The organism is Nocardioides sp., assembly GCF_035703625.1.
GTDB lineage: Bacteria > Actinomycetota > Actinomycetes > Propionibacteriales > Nocardioidaceae > Nocardioides.
In genome coordinates, this window is sequence record NZ_DASSXS010000287.1 from 1 (window position 1) to 16,545 (window position 16,545).

The window sequence follows — 16,545 nt, forward strand, 5'->3', positions numbered from 1 at the left end:
CCGGTGAGCCAGCCGGTGGTGCTCAGCGGGGAGTGCGGGCAGCGCTCGCCCATGCGGGCCGGGTCGAGGTTGGTCCCGTAGGCGGCGTACAGCGTCACGGCTAGAGATTAGCGAGGGTGGCGGTCCCGTTAGGCTGATCTCGTGAGCGATTCCCCCAAGACAAATTCACACTTCGACGTCCTCGTCCTCGGCGCCGGCCCCGGTGGCTACGTCGCCGCCATCCGCGCCGCCCAGCTCGGCAAGTCCGTCGCCGTGGTCGAGGAGAAGTACTGGGGCGGTGTGTGCCTCAACGTCGGCTGCATCCCGTCCAAGGCGCTGCTGCGCAACGCCGAGCTGGCGCACATCATCACCCACGAGAAGAAGACGTTCGGGATCGAGGGCGACGCCACCATGGCCTTCGCCCCCACCCACCAGCGCAGCCGCAAGGTGGCCGAGGCCAGCGCCAAGGGCGTCCACTACCTGATGAAGAAGAACAAGATCACCGAGATCGAGGGCTGGGGCACCCTCACCTCGCCGACCGGGATCGACGTCAGGAACGGCGACGAGACGACGTCGTACACCTTCGACAACCTGATCCTCGCCACCGGCGCCAAGACCCGCCTGGTCCCCGGCACCGAGCTCAGCGAGCGGGTGGTCACCTACGAGGAGCAGATCCTCACCGAGGAGCTGCCCGGATCGATCGTGATCGCCGGGTCGGGTGCCATCGGGGTCGAGTTCGCCTACGTCCTGGTCAACTTCGGCGTCGACGTGACGATCGTGGAGTTCCTCGACCGGATGGTCCCGACCGAGGACCCGGACGTCTCCAAGGAGCTGCTCAAGCAGTACAAGAAGCTCGGCGTGAAGGTCATGCTCAACACCAAGGTCGAGAAGATCGACGACTCCGGCGACCAGGTCAAGGTGATCGTCAGCAAGGACGGCGAGGAGCAGACCCTCGAGACCGACAAGGTCCTGCAGGCGATCGGCTTCGCGCCCCGGATCGAGGGGTTCGGCCTGGAGGAGATCGGCGTCGAGACCGAGCGGGGAGCCGTCGTGGTCGACGGCCGCGGCCGCACCAACGTCGACAACGTCTATGCGATCGGCGACGTCACCGGCAAGCTGATGCTGGCCCACACCGCCGAGGCCATGGGCGTCGTGGCCGCCGAGACGATCGCCGACGCGGAGACGGTCGAGATCAACTTCGACATGATCCCGCGGGCCACGTTCTGCCAGCCCCAGATCGCGTCGTTCGGCTACACCGAGGAGCAGGCGAAGGAGAAGGGGTACGACGTCAAGGTCGCGACCTTCCCGTTCTCGGCCAACGGCAAGGCCCGGGGCATGGCCGACGGGGTCGGCTTCGTCAAGATCGTGGCCGACGCCGAGTACCACGAGATCGTCGGCGCCCACATGATCGGGCCCGAGGTGACCGAGCTGCTGCCGGCGCTGACCCTCGCCCAGCAGTGGGACCTCACCGCCGACGAGGTCGCCCGCAACGTGTTCGCCCACCCGACGCTGAGCGAGGCGATGAAGGAAGCCGTGGAGGGCATCGCCGGGCACATGATCAACCTCTGACCGAAGCGTGAGAGCGCGGCGGCCCGACACACGAAAGCGAACCGTGAGGTTGCGCTCGATCTGCGAGGTCAGCAAATGAGCGAGAGTACGGAAAGAGTCGTCATCATCGGCGGCGGACCGGGCGGCTACGAGGCGGCACTGGTCGCCGCCCAGCTGGGCGCCGCGGTGACCGTCGTCGACAGCGACGGCATCGGCGGCTCGGCCGTGCTCACCGACTGCGTCCCGAGCAAGACCCTCATCGCCACCGCCGAGCTGATGACCGACCTCGCCGGAGCGGCCGAGCTCGGTCTCAGCTTCACCGACCACGAGGGCGACGACGCCCAGTCGCTGCACGTCGACCTGGCCAGGGTCAATGCGCGGGTGCAGCAGCTCGCCGCCGACCAGTCCGTCGACATCGGACGCCGTCTCGACCGCGAGGGAGTCAAGGTGGTCCGCGGCCGGGGCCGGCTCGACGGTGCCGGGGACGCCGGGGGCGTGCGGCGGGTGGCCGTGACCGGCGACGACGGAGACCAGACCCTCGAGGCCGACGCCGTCCTGATCGCCACCGGGGCCGCGCCCCGCACCCTGGAGACCGCCCGGCCCGACGGCGAGCGGATCCTCACCTGGGAGCAGGTCTACGACCTCACGGAGGTGCCGCGCAAGCTGATCGTCGTCGGGTCGGGCGTCACCGGCGCCGAGTTCGCCAGCGCCTACCTCGCCCTCGGCGTCGACGTCACCCTGGTCTCCAGCCGGGACCGGGTCCTTCCCGGCGAGGACGCCGACGCCGCCCGGGTGCTCGAGGACGTGCTCACCCGCAACGGCATGGAGGTGCTGTCCCAGTCGCGCATGGAGTCGGTGACCCGCGACGGTGACGAGGTGAAGGTGGCGCTCACCGACGGCCGCACCGTCACCGGCTCCCACTGCATCCTCGCGCTCGGTTCGGTTCCCAACACCGGGGGACTGGGCCTGGAGGAGGCCGGCGTGGTCACCGACGAGGCCGGCTTCGTCAAGGTCGACCGGGTCTCCCGGACCTCGGCCCGGGGCGTGTACGCCGCCGGCGACTGCACCGGGGTGCTCATGCTCGCCTCCGTGGCCGCGATGCAGGGCCGGATCGCGATGTGGCACTTCCTCGGCGACGCCGTACGCCCGCTGGACCAGAAGATGGTCTCCTCGAATGTGTTCACCGCCCCGGAGATCGCCACGGTGGGCTGGTCGCAGAAGGACGTCGACGAGGGCGACATGCAGGCCGAGGTGGTCACCCTTCCGCTCTCGGGCAACGCGCGCGCGAAGATGCAGGGGATCCACGACGGCTTCGTGAAGCTCTTCTGCCGGCCCGGCACCGGCATCGTGGTCGGCGGGGTGGTCGTGGGGCCCCGGGCCAGCGAGCTGATCCACCCGATCGCGATCGCGGTCACCGAGTCGCTGACCGCCGACCAGCTGGCGCAGGTGTTCACGGTCTACCCCTCGATCAGCGGGTCCATCGCCGAGGCGGCGAGGCGGCTGCACCGGGTCTGACGGAGCTAGTCCCCGCCTCCGCCTCCGCCGCCGTCGCCTCCACCGCCTCCACCGCCGACGTCTCCACTGCCGTCGAAGAGTCCGCCGTGGCCCCCGCCGCCGCCGTACCCCGTGTAGTCGTGGCCGCCGATCATGCCGCCACCGTCCCAGGCTCCCGGGTCGCTCCAGGCAGACCAGTCGCCCGGTCCGGAGACGACTGCTCCGCCGTACATCCCGGTCAGCCGGTCGGCCTGCAGCCGCCCGGTCTCGACCGCCGCCCCGTAGTAGCCCGACGCGTAGCTCTCGTAGGCCGGGCCGGACATGAACCACGGCACCCGACGGTTGCCGAGCCGCACCAGCCGGATCTCGGGTGCCAGGCCCTCCTCGAGCCGGTGCGCGTCCATGAGGCAGACCTGGATCTCGCGCTCGACCCCACCGGGCGGCGCCCACATGACCTCCGTGCGGGCGGGGCCGTGGTTGGGGTTGAAGAAGCATGGCGGCCGCCGGTCCGGGAGCGGCGCGCCGTCGCGGCGGGCCAGCAGGCAGGCCTGCGCGTAGCGCCCGTCCTCGAGCGTGCTGGTGACCGCCCGGACCTCGTCGGACGCTGCCACCGACCGCACCAGGTCCTTGGCCCGCTCGTAGGAGTCGAGCGCCTGCTGGTAGTCCCGACGCATGTCGTCGTCCAGCGCGGTGGTGAGGGTCTCGAAGTGCAGCTCGGTCAGCTCCTCGCCGAACAGCGTGACGTCCTCGTCGGCCGCCCTGCGGCTCAGCCGGAGCTGGTCGGACGCCTGGAGGGCCTGCTCGCGACGAGTGCCGAGCGACCGGCGGGCAGCCCGGCCCCCGATGGCCAGCACGACGAGCCCGGCGAGGGCCAGCAGCCACTCCACCGGCTCAGCCTAGGCGTGAAGCGGGGAGCCGGCCCGATAACTACCGATCTGTAGTTCACCCGGTTCGATTGCGGGGCCGCGCCAGGCGTGTTCCGATTTCCCTTGGATCACATCTGTCCCAGTCGTCACAGCCGCCCGAGGGGTCCCGCCATGCGCACCAGCCGCGCCGTCCACGTGGGCGTGCTCGCCTGCGTCGTACCCCTGCTGCTCACCGGCCTCGCCGCACCCGCCACCGCCGTCGACAGCTGGCCGGTGCCGCGACAGGCATGGATCACCATCAAGGGGCACGGCTACGGGCACGGCCACGGCATGTCGCAGTACGGCGCCGAGGGCGCGGCCCGACAGGGCCTCTCCTACCGACGCATCGCGAACTTCTACTACCCCGGGACGTCGTGGGGAACGGCCCGGGGGCGGGTGCAGGTCGAGATCTCTGCGGACACCACCGACGACCTCGTCGTGGTCGCCCGCACGGGGCTGCGGGTCCGCGACTCCGGGACGGGCACGGTGACCCGCCTCCCCGACAACGGCGCGACCCGGTGGCGGATCATGGTCGACCCCGCCGGCCAGGACCGCGTCACCTACCTCACCGATCGCTGGCGGGCTTGGCGCGGGCTCGAGGGCGAGGGGACGTTCTCGGCCGGGGGCGCGCCGATCGCCCTGGTCACGCCGAGCGGGGTGCGTCGCTACCGCGGCCGGCTCTCGGCCGTGGCCCCCGGCGCCGGGAGCCAGGCCCGCGACACGATCAACAGGCTCAGCCTCGACCACTACCTCAAGGGAGTCGTGCCGCTCGAGATGCCCGCCTCCTGGAGCCCGGCCGCCGTGCAGGCCCAGGCCGTCGCGGCGCGCACCTACGCGGCGTACGAGCGGGCCCACCGGACCTCGCCGCTGTGCGACACCACCTCCTGCCAGGTCTACGGCGGCGTCGACGCCGAGCACCCGGCCTCCAACGCCGCGGTCGCCGCGACCGCCCACGAGGTGCTGCTCCACCGGGGCGAGCCCGCCTTCACCCAGTTCGCCTCCAGCAGCGGCGGCTGGACCGCCGCCGGGTCGGTGCCCTACCTCCCCGCCCAGCGCGACCCGTACGACGGCTGGGCCGGCAACCCGGTCCACTCCTGGTCGGTGCGCGTCAGCGACGCGCTGCTGGAGTCGCGGTGGCCGGCCGTGGGCAACCTGACCAGGATCGTGGTCGATGCGCGCGACGGGAACGGCGACTGGGGCGGTCGCGTCGGCTCGGCCACCCTCGTCGGCGGCAAGGGCCGGGTGAGGGTCAGCGGCGACACGCTGCGTTCGGTCCTGGGACTCCGCTCCACCTGGGTTACGTTCGTGGTGAGGAAGCGCGGCTGAGCCGCAACCCGCGACGGCATCCGGAGGTCCACCGCGGTGAATCCGGTTCGAATCACGGTGTCCGCCCTGCTCCTGCTGGCCGGCCTTGCTGCCGGCGCCCCCGCAGCCCAGGTCCAGGCCGCCGTACCCACCTGCGCCGGTGAGCCGGCGACGCTGGTCGGCACCTCACGGTCCGACGAGCTCGTCGGTACCCGCGGCCACGACGTCATCGTCGCCCTGGCCGGCGACGACGTCGTCGACGCCCGGGCCGGGCGCGACCTGATCTGCGGTGGCGCCGATGCCGACGAGCTCCGCGGCGGTGGAGGGAACGACCTCCTCCGCGGCGACGGTGACCGGCTGGGCCGCGACGTCACCGGCACCTTCCTCGTCGGCGACGTTCTCATCGGGGGCCCCGGTGCCGACGAGCTCGTGGGCGGGTTCGACGACCGGTCCGCCCAGACCCGGCGGCAGCCCGACACGCTGTCGTGGGAGGACTCGCCGCAGGGAGTCGTCGTGGACCTCAGTACCGGGACCGCCGCCGGGCTCGGCGGCGACACGATCCGGGCCTCGAAGCGCCTCGGCGTCCGGGGGTCGCCGTACGTCGACCAGATCACCGGCTCGCCTCGCCCCGACGTGATCTCGGGCGACGCCGGCGACGACCGGATCCGGGCCGGCGACGGGGACGACACGGTCTTCACCGAGCTCGCCTCGATCGCGGCCGGGACCATCGGCGACGACGATCTGGTCGAGGCGGGTCCGGGCGCGGATCTGGTGAGCAGCCAGGCCGGCCGGGACCGCGTCGTGGCAGGTGCGGGCAACGACTTCGTCGAGGCCTACAGTCCGTCCCCGACCGTGGTGCTCGCCGGCGGAGGGAACGACCGGGTCTCGCAGCGGCTGGTCGACGCCCCCGGCGCGGGGAGCGACGGAGGCGCCGGCACCGACCTGGTCTCCCTCTACGGCGAGCTCCTCGAGGGTCGGTCGCCGCGCCTCGAGGTCACCGTGGACCTCCGCTCCGGCAGCACCTCGGCCGACGACGGGCGGGCCGCCGCGGGCCAGATCGGTGGCTACGAGCAGCATCGGCTCATCGGGAACCTGTCCTGGGCGTTCTACGGCACCACCGATACCGACCGGGTGTGGGCGATCACCGGTGGACCGCTGCGCGCCTGGACCTACGCGGGCGACGACTCGGTCACCGCGACGGACCGGGTCGACTACGTCAACGCCGGTGCGGGGACCGACGTCGTGTGGGGCCGCGACGGTGCCGACACCTGCCGCAGCGCGGAGCGCGGGACGTGCTGACCGCGTGATCGTTTTCGGGCGCTGACTACCGTCGCTGGGGTGAGAACGAGGACGGCCGGCGCGCTTGTCGTGGCCGCGGGAGTGGCGGCCACCCTGGTCGTGGTCGTGGGGGCGGGCCAGCCCCGTACCTCCTCGCCGGCCCCGTCGTCCCAGCCGGTCGACTACGTCGCCCTCGGCGACTCGTTCAGCGCGGGTCCGCTGGTGCCGGACGCGCGCTCCGACCCGCCCGGCTGCTTCCGGTCGACCAACAACTACCCGGCCTTCCTCGCGGGGTACCTGGGCGTGCGGAGCTACCGCGACGTGACGTGCTCGGGGGCCGGGACCCGGGACCTCCGCCGGCCGCAGCAGCTGGCGTTCGGCCAGCGGACCCCGCCCCAGGTCGAGGCCCTCTCCGCCGGCACCGACCTGGTCACGGTGGGCATCGGCGGCAACGACTTCGGGTTGTTCGGCTCCATCGTCGAGACCTGCGTCTCGCTCCGGGACCGGGAACCGGGCGGGGCACCGTGCCGACGCGCCTTCACCAGCCGGATCGACGGCCGACCCGTCGACATCAAGGCACGCGACGCCCGCCGGATCGAGGACCGGGTCACCCTCGTGCTCCGCGCCGTGACCCGGCGCGCGCCCGAGGCCGACGTGTACCTCGTGGGCTACCCGCGACTGCTCCCGGAGCGGGGGAGGTGCGCCGCCGTGCCGTTCGCTGCCGGTGACTACGCCTGGGGTCGCCGGATCGAGCGGCTGCTCGACACCTCGCTGAGCGGGGCGGCCGAGCGCACCAGCGCGACGTACGTCGACCTGCACACCGCCTCCCGGGGTCACGACGCGTGCGCGGGAGCCCGGGCCTGGCTCAACGGGAGCCAGACCTTCTTCGGGCTGGCCGCGGGGTTCCACCCGTTCCAGCAGGGCATGCGCGGGATGGCGCACGAGGTCTACACCGCGATCACGGGGGAGCATCCGCCGGTCGACGCGGCGGCGGACCCGCCCCCGGGATCCGTGGTGCGGAACCCGCGCTGAGGGAGGGGACGCGTTCGATGCGGGTGCACTCATCCGCCGAGTCGAGTGCGAGCCGCGTCGACGTACACGGACGGACCCATTGGGTCCTCAGCGGCTCCACTCACGCGTGGACGGGAGTCGATCAGGGACAATAGGTACGTCCGACTGCGTGCACGTGCGTGCCGCGATCCGCTCGGTCGTGCCGGACGGCCTGAGCCCGCACCGCTGAATCGATCACGTGGCTCGGAGGTGGCTGGGACGATGGCATCTCACGACCGATGATCGCCGGACCGGGGGTCGGGCGGAACGCGATGGTGTTTCCGCGCCGTGTTGGTCCGTACGCCGGGTACCGAGTCGCGGGAGGCTGACACCATGCGCAAACTGATCTTCGGCATGAACGTGACCCTGGACGGCTACATCGCCGCTCCCGGCGACGACATCAGCTGGGGCGGACCGGTGGAGGAGGTGTTCCTCTTCTGGTGTGAGCAGATGCGGACCATCAGCATGTCGCTGTACGGGCGCAAGCTGTGGGAGACCATGAGCTCCCACTGGCCGACCGCCGACCAGCAGCCCGGTGCCACACCCGCCGAGATCGACTTCGCGCGCAGCTGGCGGGACACCCCGAAGGTCGTGTTCTCCTCGACGCTCGACAAGGTCGACGGGAACGCCCGCCTCGTGACCGGTGACGCGGTCGCCGAGATCACCCGGCTCAAGGCCGAAGACGGTGGCCCGATGGAGATCGCCGGCGCCACCCTCGCCGCGGCGGCCATGCGGGCCGGGCTGATCGACGAGTACCTGATCGTCACCTACCCAGTGCTGGTGGGCGGCGGCACGCCGTTCTTCACGGCCCTGGACGACTGGGTGGACCTGAACCTGGTGGAGACCCGGGCGTTTCCCGACGGCGTTCTCCTGACCAGGTACGAGACGAGGCGCTGAATCCCCGCACCTCGGATTCGGCGCGGGGTCGGCACCACCCCAGGATGGGGATCCGGCCGCACGTCCGCAGAGGGTGGCCTAGCTGCCGGTCCCCACCGGGTGCTCGGCGGCTGGGTTCCGGCGCGCCGTCCCCCGGTTGAGCGCGAGGTGCCCGCCCAGGAAGCCTGCGCCCGCCACGACCACGTTGCCCGCGAGGCCGAGCCTCGTCGCGCCGGCGTACCGGCCACGCATGCGAGCGACGAGCGAGCCGAGGAAGAGGAAGGTGGCGATGTCGGTGCCCAGCGCGTGGACCGCCCCGATGCGCCGCTCGGTGCCCGACATCTCGGCCCAGTCGCCGGTGCCCGCGATGGCGGTCGGTCCGGCCGCTGCCAGCCCCGCGCCGGCCAGGAGGGTCGCGGCGCCGCGTGCTCCGGTCCCGCCGGCGAGGTCGAGGATGGAGGCACTCATCCAGCACCCGAGCGTCACGTCCGTGAGGAGAGGGTGCACCGAGTGGCCCAGCACGTCGGTGTGCAGCGGGCTGCGCCGCGCCCAGTCGATCACCGGGCCGTAGAGGAGCTCCTGGGCACGGGCCACCCGTTCGGAGAGCGGGCTCTCGCCCACGGCCCTGGTCACCCGCTGCGGCAGTGGAAGCATGCGCACGCCGGAAGCGTACGCCGCCGCGACCCCGCCCCGCTCCGGGATTTCGTGAATCAGTTCTCGGAGGGCGACTCGCTCGATCGCTGCAGCCGGGGGCAGCAACGACGTGGCCGTCAGTCCGGGGCGAGGAACTGATCGACCAGTCCCGGCACCGCCGCGCACGACACCGCCACCGCGTCCGGCTCGGGTACGTCGAGCGCCGTCACGGCCTGGCTCCCGCCGGCGGTCGTCGCCCTGAGGGTGGTCAGACCGGCCCGGCGCTGGAACCAGGTCGAGCGGAAGTTCCACCCGATGACGGCCGTCGTCTCCAGGGCCTGGCGCTGCCGGAAGAGGCTGCCCGACCTGACCACGAAGTGCCCCGCGGTGAGGGCATGCCCGAGCGCGCGCGCCCGGTCGGCCGCCAGCGCCAGCGCCGCCGACGGCAGGGCGACGGCGAGGACGAGCAGACCCGGGGGCGCACCGGACACCACCGCGAGGCCGAGCGCGAGCGAGAGCAGCAGGGTCGGCACCAGCGCGCGTGAGAACCGGCGGGCCCTGGCCCTCGCGCCGTGTGACCGCAGGGGCCCGGTCACCGGCTCGTCGGAGCCGAGGACCCGGCCGGCGACGCCGGTCACGACTGCCCGCGGGGCCGGGGGCACCAGCATCGAGCCGCCCGACTGCCGACGGTCGAGCCCGGTCACGATCGCCGAGAGCCGGGCACCGCGGGCCAGGCGCAGCCCGACCGGCTCGCCGATGCTGACGCCGGTGAGGCGCTCGTCGTCCAGGCTCGTCTCGCGGGTGGTGAACAGGCCGCGGCGCAGGTGCCAGGAGCCGTCGCGCGCCGCATGGGTGAGGATGAGCCCCCAGTTGGAGACCAGGTAGCCGGCCACGGCGAGGACCGAGATGACGGCGGCCACCACCGGGATCGCGACCAGGAGGACCCACCATGAAGGCCCGACCCCGGAGACGGGGGTCTGCACCTCCACCCCCGGGCCACCGCCCAGGGAGTCGAACAGCTGGCTGCCGACACCGAGGATCGCGGCGAAGGCGACCACGCCGCTGCTGGTGAGCGGGGCGTACCGCGCCCACGCGGGGTCCAGGCGCAGCGCCACGTCCGGCGGTGCCGGCACCGTCTCCTCGACGGTCTGCTCCTCGCCGTCGAGCGGGGCGGCGTGCAGCAGCTCGGCGCGCAGCCGGCGTGCGCGGTCGGTGGGAAGGCCGTCGAGGTCGAGCTGGTCCTCACCGCTGGTCGAGGCGGTGCCGGTCCCGACCCGCACGGTCGTCAGGCCGAGCAGGCGCTGGATCGGCTGGGCCGTCATCTCCACGGTCCGGACCCTCTCCAGGCGGGTGGAGAGGAGGTGCTTGTTGACCAGTCCGCGACGCAGCTCGATCCGGCCCCCGCCGATCCTGAAGCTGGTGGTGAAGTAGCGCAGGATCCCGAGCGCGACCGGCACTGCGATGCCCAGCAGCTGCCACCGGACGTCCGAGCCGCCGGACGCGCGACCGAACACGAACAGGCCGACCAGCACCGGCAGGAACCTCAACACCTCGCGGATCGGGTGGACCAGCAGCATGCGGCGGTCCAGGCGCTGCCACTCGCCCTCGGCGACGAGACCGGCGGGCGGGGTCGTCATGTCGCGTCGCCGGGTACGACGTCGGCCTGGACCGTGAGGTCCTCGGCCAGTCGCTGGGCCAGGTCCCGGTCGAGCCCGCTGATCTCCAGAGCGCCGGCCGCGGAGGCGGTGGTCACCGTGACGCTGGCCAGGCCGAACAGACGCTCGATCGCGCCCTCGGAGTAGTCGACGGTCTGGATCCGGGACATCGGGGCGATCCGCCGCTCCCGGGTCCACCAGCCGACCTGGGTGTAGACGGCGGTGTCGGTCACCTCCCAGCGGTGGACGGCGTACCTCCACAGCGGCACGACGACGACGTACGTCGCCAGCACCGCACCGGCGAGCAGCGTCATCCACCAGCGGACCTCGAAGGGCGCCCACACGTAGGCGATCAGCAGGAACGCGAAGAGGAGGAACAGGCCCTCGAGGAGGGCGCTGACCAGCCACATCCACCGGGCGCTCGGGCTGACCCGCTGGCTGGGCTCTCGCAGCTGGGGCTCCCGCTGGCTCGTGGTGTCCACGTCCCGAGCCTAGACAACCGACCCGCCCGAAACTTTCGGGCGGGTCGGCGAGGAATCAGTCCTTGAGCTCGCAGATCACGGCGCCGTTGGTCACGGTCTGGCCGACCTCGGCCTGCAGGCTGGTGACCGTCCCCGACTTGTGGGCCTTCAGCGGCTGCTCCATCTTCATCGCCTCGATGACCACGATGGCGTCGCCCTCGGCCACCTCCTGGCCCTCCTCGACGACGACCTTGACGATCGTGCCCTGCATCGGGCTGGTGACCGAGTCGCCGCCGGCGGCCGCGCCGGCCTTCTTGCCGCCGCTGCGCTTCGGCTTCTTCGCGCCGCCGCCACCGGAGGCCGCCAGCCCGCCGAGACCGGCCGGCAGCACGACCTCGATCCGCCGGCCGCCGACCTCGACGGTGACCTTCTGCCGCTCGCCCTCGTCCTCGCCCTCGGCCGACCCGCCGGCGTAGGGCTCGATCTGGTTGTCGAAGTCGGTCTCGATCCAGGTCGTGTAGACGTCGAACTTCTCCGGGCTCTCGGCGGGACTGCCGATGTACGCCGGGTCGTCGACCACCGCCTGGTGGAACGGGATCACGGTGGGCATGCCGTCGACCACGAACTCCGCCAGGGCCCGGCGCGAGCGTTGGAGCGCCTGGGTGCGGTCGCGCCCGGTGACGATCAGCTTGGCCACCAGGGAGTCGAAGGAGCCGGGGATGGTCTCGCCCTGGTCGTAGCCGCCGTCGACGCGCACGCCCGGCCCGGAGGGCTGGTGCCACCGGGACAGCGTGCCGGGGGCCGGCATGAAGTTGTTGCCTCCGTCCTCGGCGTTGATGCGGAACTCGATGGAGTGGCCGCGCACCTCCGGGTCGTCGTAGCCGAGCTCCTCGCCGGCGGCGATCCGGAACATCTCGCGGACCAGGTCGATGCCGGTGACCTCCTCCGACACCGGGTGCTCGACCTGCAGCCGCGTGTTGACCTCGAGGAACGAGATCGTGCCGTCGCGTCCGACCAGGAACTCGCAGGTGCCGGCGCCGACGTAGCCGGCCTCCTTGAGGATCGCCTTGCTGGCGTCGTAGAGCTCGGTCATCTGGTCGTCGGTGAGGAACGGCGCGGGTGCCTCCTCGACCAGCTTCTGGTGCCGGCGCTGGAGCGAGCAGTCGCGGGTCGAGACCACGACGACGTTGCCGTGCTGGTCGGCGAGGCACTGGGTCTCGACGTGGCGCGGCTTGTCGAGGAACTTCTCGACGAAGCACTCGCCGCGGCCGAACGCCGAGACCGCCTCGCGGACCGCCGACTCGTAGGCGTCGGCGACCTCGGACATCTCGCGGGCGACCTTCAGCCCGCGGCCGCCGCCGCCGAACGCTGCCTTGATGGCGATCGGCAGGCCGTTCTCCTCAGCGAACTTCACCGCCTCGTCCGCGTTGTCCAGCGGGTCCTTCGTGCCCGGGGCCAGCGGCGCGCCCACCTTCTCGGCGATGTGCCGGGCCTTGACCTTGTCGCCGAGGTTCTCGATCGCCTCCGGCGGCGGGCCGATCCAGACGAGCCCGGCGTCCAGCACGGCCTGGGCGAAGTCACGGTTCTCCGCGAGGAAGCCGTAGCCGGGGTGTACCGAGTCGGCTCCCGACTCCCTGGCCACGGCGATGATCTTCTCGATGTCGAGATAGGAGTCCGCCGGCGTGGCGCCGCCCAGGGAGTGGGCCTCGTCCGCCAGCCGCACGAAGAGGGCGTCGCGGTCGGGGTCGGCGTACACCGCGACGCTGCCGATGCCGCTGTCCTTGCACGCGCGGATGACGCGGACGGCGATCTCGCCGCGATTGGCGATCAGGACCTTCTGCAGTGGTTGGGACTCCGGCACCTGGCACTCCTGGTCTCGCTGAGATGGCTGCCTCGGCAGCCTATCGCCGGATCCGGAGTCACCTACGTCCGGATGACCGAACACCCCGTCAGGCGGGTCCTCGCGGGGGTTGCCCAGCCGTCGTCGACGTCGACGGTGCAGTCGGAGGGCGCGGCGAAGCCCCACAGCTCGAACCGGAACGTGCCGTCGCTCCCGCTCGTGCCCATCGCGATGCCGTTCACGGTGATCGTTCGGTTGGGCAGGGCGGTGCCCTCGATCCGGAGGGTGCCGGAGACGAGCTCGGCGCGGGAGACGTTGACGGCGCTGGAGCCGCTCCGAGGGATCATCAGCACGAGCATCACGGCGACGGCCACGACGAAGAGCACGTGGTGGGCGAGCCCGGCGCGCATGCGCCAGACAGCAGATCGGCGTCCCCCACGTTCGAGGGTCGCCATCGCTTCCTTCCGCGGGATGCGGCCGGCCGGGCCGCATGATTCAGGTATACACCTGCGGAAGGGAGTCGAACAGGGCCCCGATCGCGGGGCAGGCTGCCCGGGCCGGTGTCAGGACGCCAGGATCTCGTCGACTGCCGCCGTCTCGATCACCTCGACGCTGTGCTCGCCGATCGTGACGAGGTGGCGTCGCTCGGGCGGTATCTCGTGGATCCGGTCGCGGAGCCGCGCCGTGGCCGCCCGTTCGGCTCGCTCGAGCTCCTGGTGGATGATCACCTCGGCGTAGTCCTTGGCGGCTGACCGCCGGTCAAAGGCGTCGACCATCTCTGCACCCCCCGTGCTGATGTCTCCAGAGTCCCTCCCCGGGGCGGAGTTGTCTAGACGTCAGGTCCGGCAGGATGGGCCGGGTGCACCCCGATGGCCCCGAGCAGCACTACGAGGAGCCCGTCGACCCGGACCTCGACCCGGCCCACCCGACCCTCGTCCTGGCGGTCTCGCTGGGCGGCGGCGCGGGCGCGGCGGCCAGGGTGGCCGCCGACCGGGTGGCGCCCGAGGTGTGGGCGACCCTCGCGGTGAACCTGGTCGGCTGTGCGCTGATCGGGGTGCTGGTGGTTCTCGCCACCGAGGTCTGGCGGGCCCATCCGCTGGTCCGGCCGCTCCTCGGCACCGGTGTCCTCGGCGGCTTCACCACCTTCTCCACCTACACCCTCGACACGCACGGGCTCTGGGTGGCGGGGGACCACGCGCTGGCCGCCCTCTACCTGGTCGGCACGCTGCTGGGCTGCGTCGCGGCCACGGCGGTCGCGGCCACCCTGACCCGCGCAGTCGTGGGGGAGGTGCGGGCGTGACCTGGGTGCTCGTGGTGCTCGGCGGCATGATCGGCGCGCCGGTGCGCTACCTGCTCGACGTACGCCTGACCGCGCGGCTCGGGTCGGGGTTCCCCCTCGGCACGCTGACGGCCAACGCCACGGCGTGCCTCCTGCTCGGCCTGGTGGCGGGACTGGGTCTGGGCGCCGACTCGCCGGGCTACGTCCTGCTCGGCAGTGGGCTGGCCGGGGCCATGTCGACGTACTCGACCTTCACGTTCGAGACGGTCCGGCTCGCCGAGGAGGGCCGGGCCGGGCGCGCGACGGCGTACTCGGTGCTGAGCGTGGTCGTGGGGCTGGCCGGTGTGGTGCTCGGGCTGGCAGTGGCCTGAACGGGCGGCGGTGCGGGGATAACCCGACGCGGCCCACGTCGTTGGACCGGTGTCTAGACCATCCACCGAAAGGCAGTCCATGCGTCCGGTACGCACCCTTGCCCGCCTCACTGCAGCAGCGCTCGTGCTCGCCGGAGCGCAGCTCGCGGCCACTCCGGCCGACGCCATCGTCGGCGGCTACCAGGCCGAGGACGGGCAGTTCCCGTTCATGGCCTCCGTCCAGCTCAAGGAGTACGGCGACGGGACCGACGGCCACATCTGCGGCGGATCGGTGGTCGCCCCCCGGTGGATCCTCACCGCGGCCCACTGCATGGTCGACACCAAGCCGAGCGAGGTGCAGGTCGGCGTGGGCCGCACCAACATCAACGACTTCTCGACCGGCCAGACCCTCGACGCCGACCGGATCGTCGTCCACCCCGACTACGAGGACACCGGCACGTTCGACGCCGCGCTGATCCACGTCACCGGCGACATCGCCGCGCCGTCGATCGCGCTGGCGCCGCAGGGCGACGACAGCCTCGAGCAGCAGGGTGCGCCGATGACCGTGGCCGGCTGGGGCACCGAGTTCTTCGGCTCGCCGATCATCCCCGAGAACCTCAAGGCGGTCGACGTCACCGCCGTGGCCGACGACAACTGCACCACCAACCAGACCATGGGCTTCCAGGCCGAGTCCGAGGTCTGCGCTGAGACGCTCGGCGGCGACTCCTGCCAGGGCGACTCCGGCGGTCCGATGTTCGGCACCCTCGCCGACGGTCGCCTGGTCCAGGTGGGGATCGTGAGCTACGGCCTCGGCTGCGCCGTACCCGCGTTCCCGGGCGTGTACGGCGAGGTCAACAACCCGTCGATCCACGACTTCATCACCTCGACCGCCGGCCTGTGATCTCTCCCGTGCGGCCGGGGTCAGGGGTTCCGGCCGCACGGGAGTTCTAGCCCCAGGGGCCCGAACAGCCGCTACCGGAGCCGGATCACGTTGCCGGTGACGAGCCAGGCATCGTCGCCGGCCAGGTACGTGATCACACCGGCCACGTCGTCCGGCTCGGCGACGTGGAACAGGTGATCACTCGCGGCAACGGCATCGCGGACCTCGTCGCTCACCCAGCCGGTGTCGGTCACCGGCGGGTGAACGGCGTTGGCGGTGATGCCGAGGGGAGCCAGCTCGACCGCCGCGGAGAGCGTGTAGTCGACCAGGGCGGCCTTGGCAGCCCCATAGCTGACCTCCTCCGGGAACCCGTCCGATCCACCCGAGGTCAGCGTGACGATGCGTCCCCACGATGCCTTGCGGGCGTGATGCCGGCGTGCGAGCTCGGCGATCAGCAGCCCGCCGGCACGGGCATCCACGGCGAACTGCTGGTCGATCGTCTCAGCCGTCACGGCGTTGAGGCGGCGTCCCAGCCGGTCACTGGTCGTGGGCTTGAACGAATCCGCGACCCAGCCGGTCGCGTTGTGCACCAGGATGTCGACTCCACCGAACCGCTCCTCGGCCAGGTCGAAGAGCTCCGGGATCGCATCTGCGCGGCCGAGGTCGGCTTCGACCACGGCCCCTCGGCCCCCGGCGGCCTCGATCCGGCGCAGTACGTCGCTGCCGTCGGCTGCCCGGTTCTGCCGGTAGGCGTCCGGGGTGCCCGGATCCGGTTCGTCCTCCAGCGCCAGGTAGGTCACCACCGTGGCGGCCCCCGCCCGCGCGAGCGACACCGCGGTGGCGGCACCGATCCCGTGGTTGCCGCCGGTCACGAGCGCGACCCGGCCCTCCAGTCGTGTCGGCATGGTCGGTGTCCTCCATCAGCAGCATGATCCGGGGGCGCAACCTCACGCGGGTCGTCGGCTGTCGCGCTCCGACCGTACGACCTCACGGTCGGCCGGCGTGGGCCATC

Annotated in this window: 17 protein-coding genes; 9 read left to right on the plus strand and 8 right to left on the minus strand. The window is 72.1% G+C overall.

The genetic code is table 11. The annotated features are described in order from the left end of the window. Window positions 1-141: 141 nt before the first annotated feature. Both lpdA and VFN12_RS15025 read left to right on the plus strand, forming a co-directional pair. Window positions 142-1,548, plus strand: coding sequence for a dihydrolipoyl dehydrogenase (lpdA, locus tag VFN12_RS15020; RefSeq protein WP_325119545.1), 1,407 nt, complete (start codon window positions 142-144; stop codon window positions 1,546-1,548). Between the two features lie 75 nt (window positions 1,549-1,623). Continuing rightward, a complete protein-coding gene (locus VFN12_RS15025; RefSeq protein ID WP_325119547.1) occupies window positions 1,624-3,042 on the plus strand; it encodes an NAD(P)H-quinone dehydrogenase in 1,419 nt (472 codons plus the stop codon). A gap of 5 nt (window positions 3,043-3,047) precedes the next feature. Here VFN12_RS15025 and VFN12_RS15030 read toward each other — a convergent pair whose 3' ends face one another. Continuing rightward, window positions 3,048-3,908: a hypothetical protein gene (locus VFN12_RS15030; protein ID WP_325119548.1), complete on the minus strand. Its 861-nt coding sequence runs from the start codon at window positions 3,906-3,908 to the stop codon at window positions 3,048-3,050. 150 nt (window positions 3,909-4,058) lie between these two features. Between VFN12_RS15030 and VFN12_RS15035 the strand changes: the two genes are divergently transcribed. The 4 genes from VFN12_RS15035 to VFN12_RS15050 all read left to right on the plus strand — a co-directional run bounded on the left by VFN12_RS15035 (window position 4,059) and on the right by VFN12_RS15050 (window position 8,456). Beyond that, a complete protein-coding gene (locus tag VFN12_RS15035) occupies window positions 4,059-5,252 on the plus strand; it encodes a SpoIID/LytB domain-containing protein (RefSeq protein WP_325119549.1) in 1,194 nt (397 codons plus the stop codon). Between the two features lie 57 nt (window positions 5,253-5,309). Beyond that, window positions 5,310-6,530 carry a hypothetical protein gene (locus tag VFN12_RS15040; protein ID WP_325119550.1) on the plus strand — a complete coding sequence of 407 codons (1,221 nt, stop codon included), beginning with the start codon at window positions 5,310-5,312 and terminating at the stop codon, window positions 6,528-6,530. Between the two features lie 39 nt (window positions 6,531-6,569). Beyond that, entirely contained in the window at window positions 6,570-7,541 is a 972-nt protein-coding gene (locus tag VFN12_RS15045; RefSeq protein WP_325119551.1) for an SGNH/GDSL hydrolase family protein, read from the plus strand. Between the two features lie 351 nt (window positions 7,542-7,892). Beyond that, window positions 7,893-8,456: a dihydrofolate reductase family protein gene (locus VFN12_RS15050; RefSeq protein WP_325119552.1), complete on the plus strand. Its 564-nt coding sequence runs from the start codon at window positions 7,893-7,895 to the stop codon at window positions 8,454-8,456. Between the two features lie 78 nt (window positions 8,457-8,534). Here the strand turns inward: VFN12_RS15050 and VFN12_RS15055 are convergent, their stop codons facing one another. The 6 genes from VFN12_RS15055 to VFN12_RS15080 form a co-directional block, all read right to left on the minus strand. After that, on the minus strand, window positions 8,535-9,095 hold the full coding sequence (locus tag VFN12_RS15055) for a DUF2231 domain-containing protein (RefSeq protein WP_325119553.1): 561 nt from the start codon (window positions 9,093-9,095) through the stop codon (window positions 8,535-8,537). A gap of 110 nt (window positions 9,096-9,205) precedes the next feature. Continuing rightward, complete coding sequence (locus tag VFN12_RS15060; RefSeq protein WP_325119554.1) at window positions 9,206-10,705, minus strand: PH domain-containing protein; 1,500 nt, start codon at window positions 10,703-10,705, stop codon at window positions 9,206-9,208. After that, window positions 10,702-11,205, minus strand: a complete 504-nt coding sequence (locus VFN12_RS15065; RefSeq protein WP_325119555.1) for a PH domain-containing protein — start codon at window positions 11,203-11,205, stop codon at window positions 10,702-10,704. The genes VFN12_RS15060 and VFN12_RS15065 overlap by 4 nt, the downstream gene beginning before the upstream one ends. Window positions 11,206-11,260: 55 nt before the next feature. Continuing rightward, on the minus strand, window positions 11,261-13,027 hold the full coding sequence (locus tag VFN12_RS15070) for an acetyl/propionyl/methylcrotonyl-CoA carboxylase subunit alpha (RefSeq protein WP_414690052.1): 1,767 nt from the start codon (window positions 13,025-13,027) through the stop codon (window positions 11,261-11,263). A gap of 80 nt (window positions 13,028-13,107) precedes the next feature. Beyond that, window positions 13,108-13,434, minus strand: a complete 327-nt coding sequence (locus tag VFN12_RS15075) for a hypothetical protein (protein ID WP_325119558.1) — start codon at window positions 13,432-13,434, stop codon at window positions 13,108-13,110. Window positions 13,435-13,587: 153 nt separating this feature from the next. Next, window positions 13,588-13,800, minus strand: coding sequence for a hypothetical protein (locus VFN12_RS15080; protein ID WP_325119559.1), 213 nt, complete (start codon window positions 13,798-13,800; stop codon window positions 13,588-13,590). 83 nt (window positions 13,801-13,883) lie between these two features. On the opposite strand from VFN12_RS15080, the gene VFN12_RS15085 reads away from it, so the two are divergent. The 3 genes from VFN12_RS15085 (at window position 13,884) to VFN12_RS15095 (ending at window position 15,554) form a co-directional block, all read left to right on the plus strand. Then, window positions 13,884-14,324, plus strand: a complete 441-nt coding sequence (locus VFN12_RS15085; protein ID WP_325119560.1) for a CrcB family protein — start codon at window positions 13,884-13,886, stop codon at window positions 14,322-14,324. After that, on the plus strand, window positions 14,321-14,674 hold the full coding sequence (locus tag VFN12_RS15090; protein WP_325119561.1) for a CrcB family protein: 354 nt from the start codon (window positions 14,321-14,323) through the stop codon (window positions 14,672-14,674). The genes VFN12_RS15085 and VFN12_RS15090 overlap by 4 nt, the downstream gene beginning before the upstream one ends. A gap of 79 nt (window positions 14,675-14,753) precedes the next feature. Beyond that, window positions 14,754-15,554 (plus strand): serine protease, encoded by an 801-nt coding sequence (locus VFN12_RS15095; protein ID WP_325119562.1) that lies wholly within the window; start codon window positions 14,754-14,756, stop codon window positions 15,552-15,554. 71 nt (window positions 15,555-15,625) lie between these two features. On the opposite strand, the gene VFN12_RS15100 is transcribed toward VFN12_RS15095, so the two are convergent. After that, the gene (locus tag VFN12_RS15100) at window positions 15,626-16,438 is read right to left on the minus strand and encodes an SDR family NAD(P)-dependent oxidoreductase (RefSeq protein ID WP_325119563.1); all 813 of its coding nucleotides are present in this window, start codon (window positions 16,436-16,438) and stop codon (window positions 15,626-15,628) included. Window positions 16,439-16,545 lie beyond the last annotated feature (107 nt).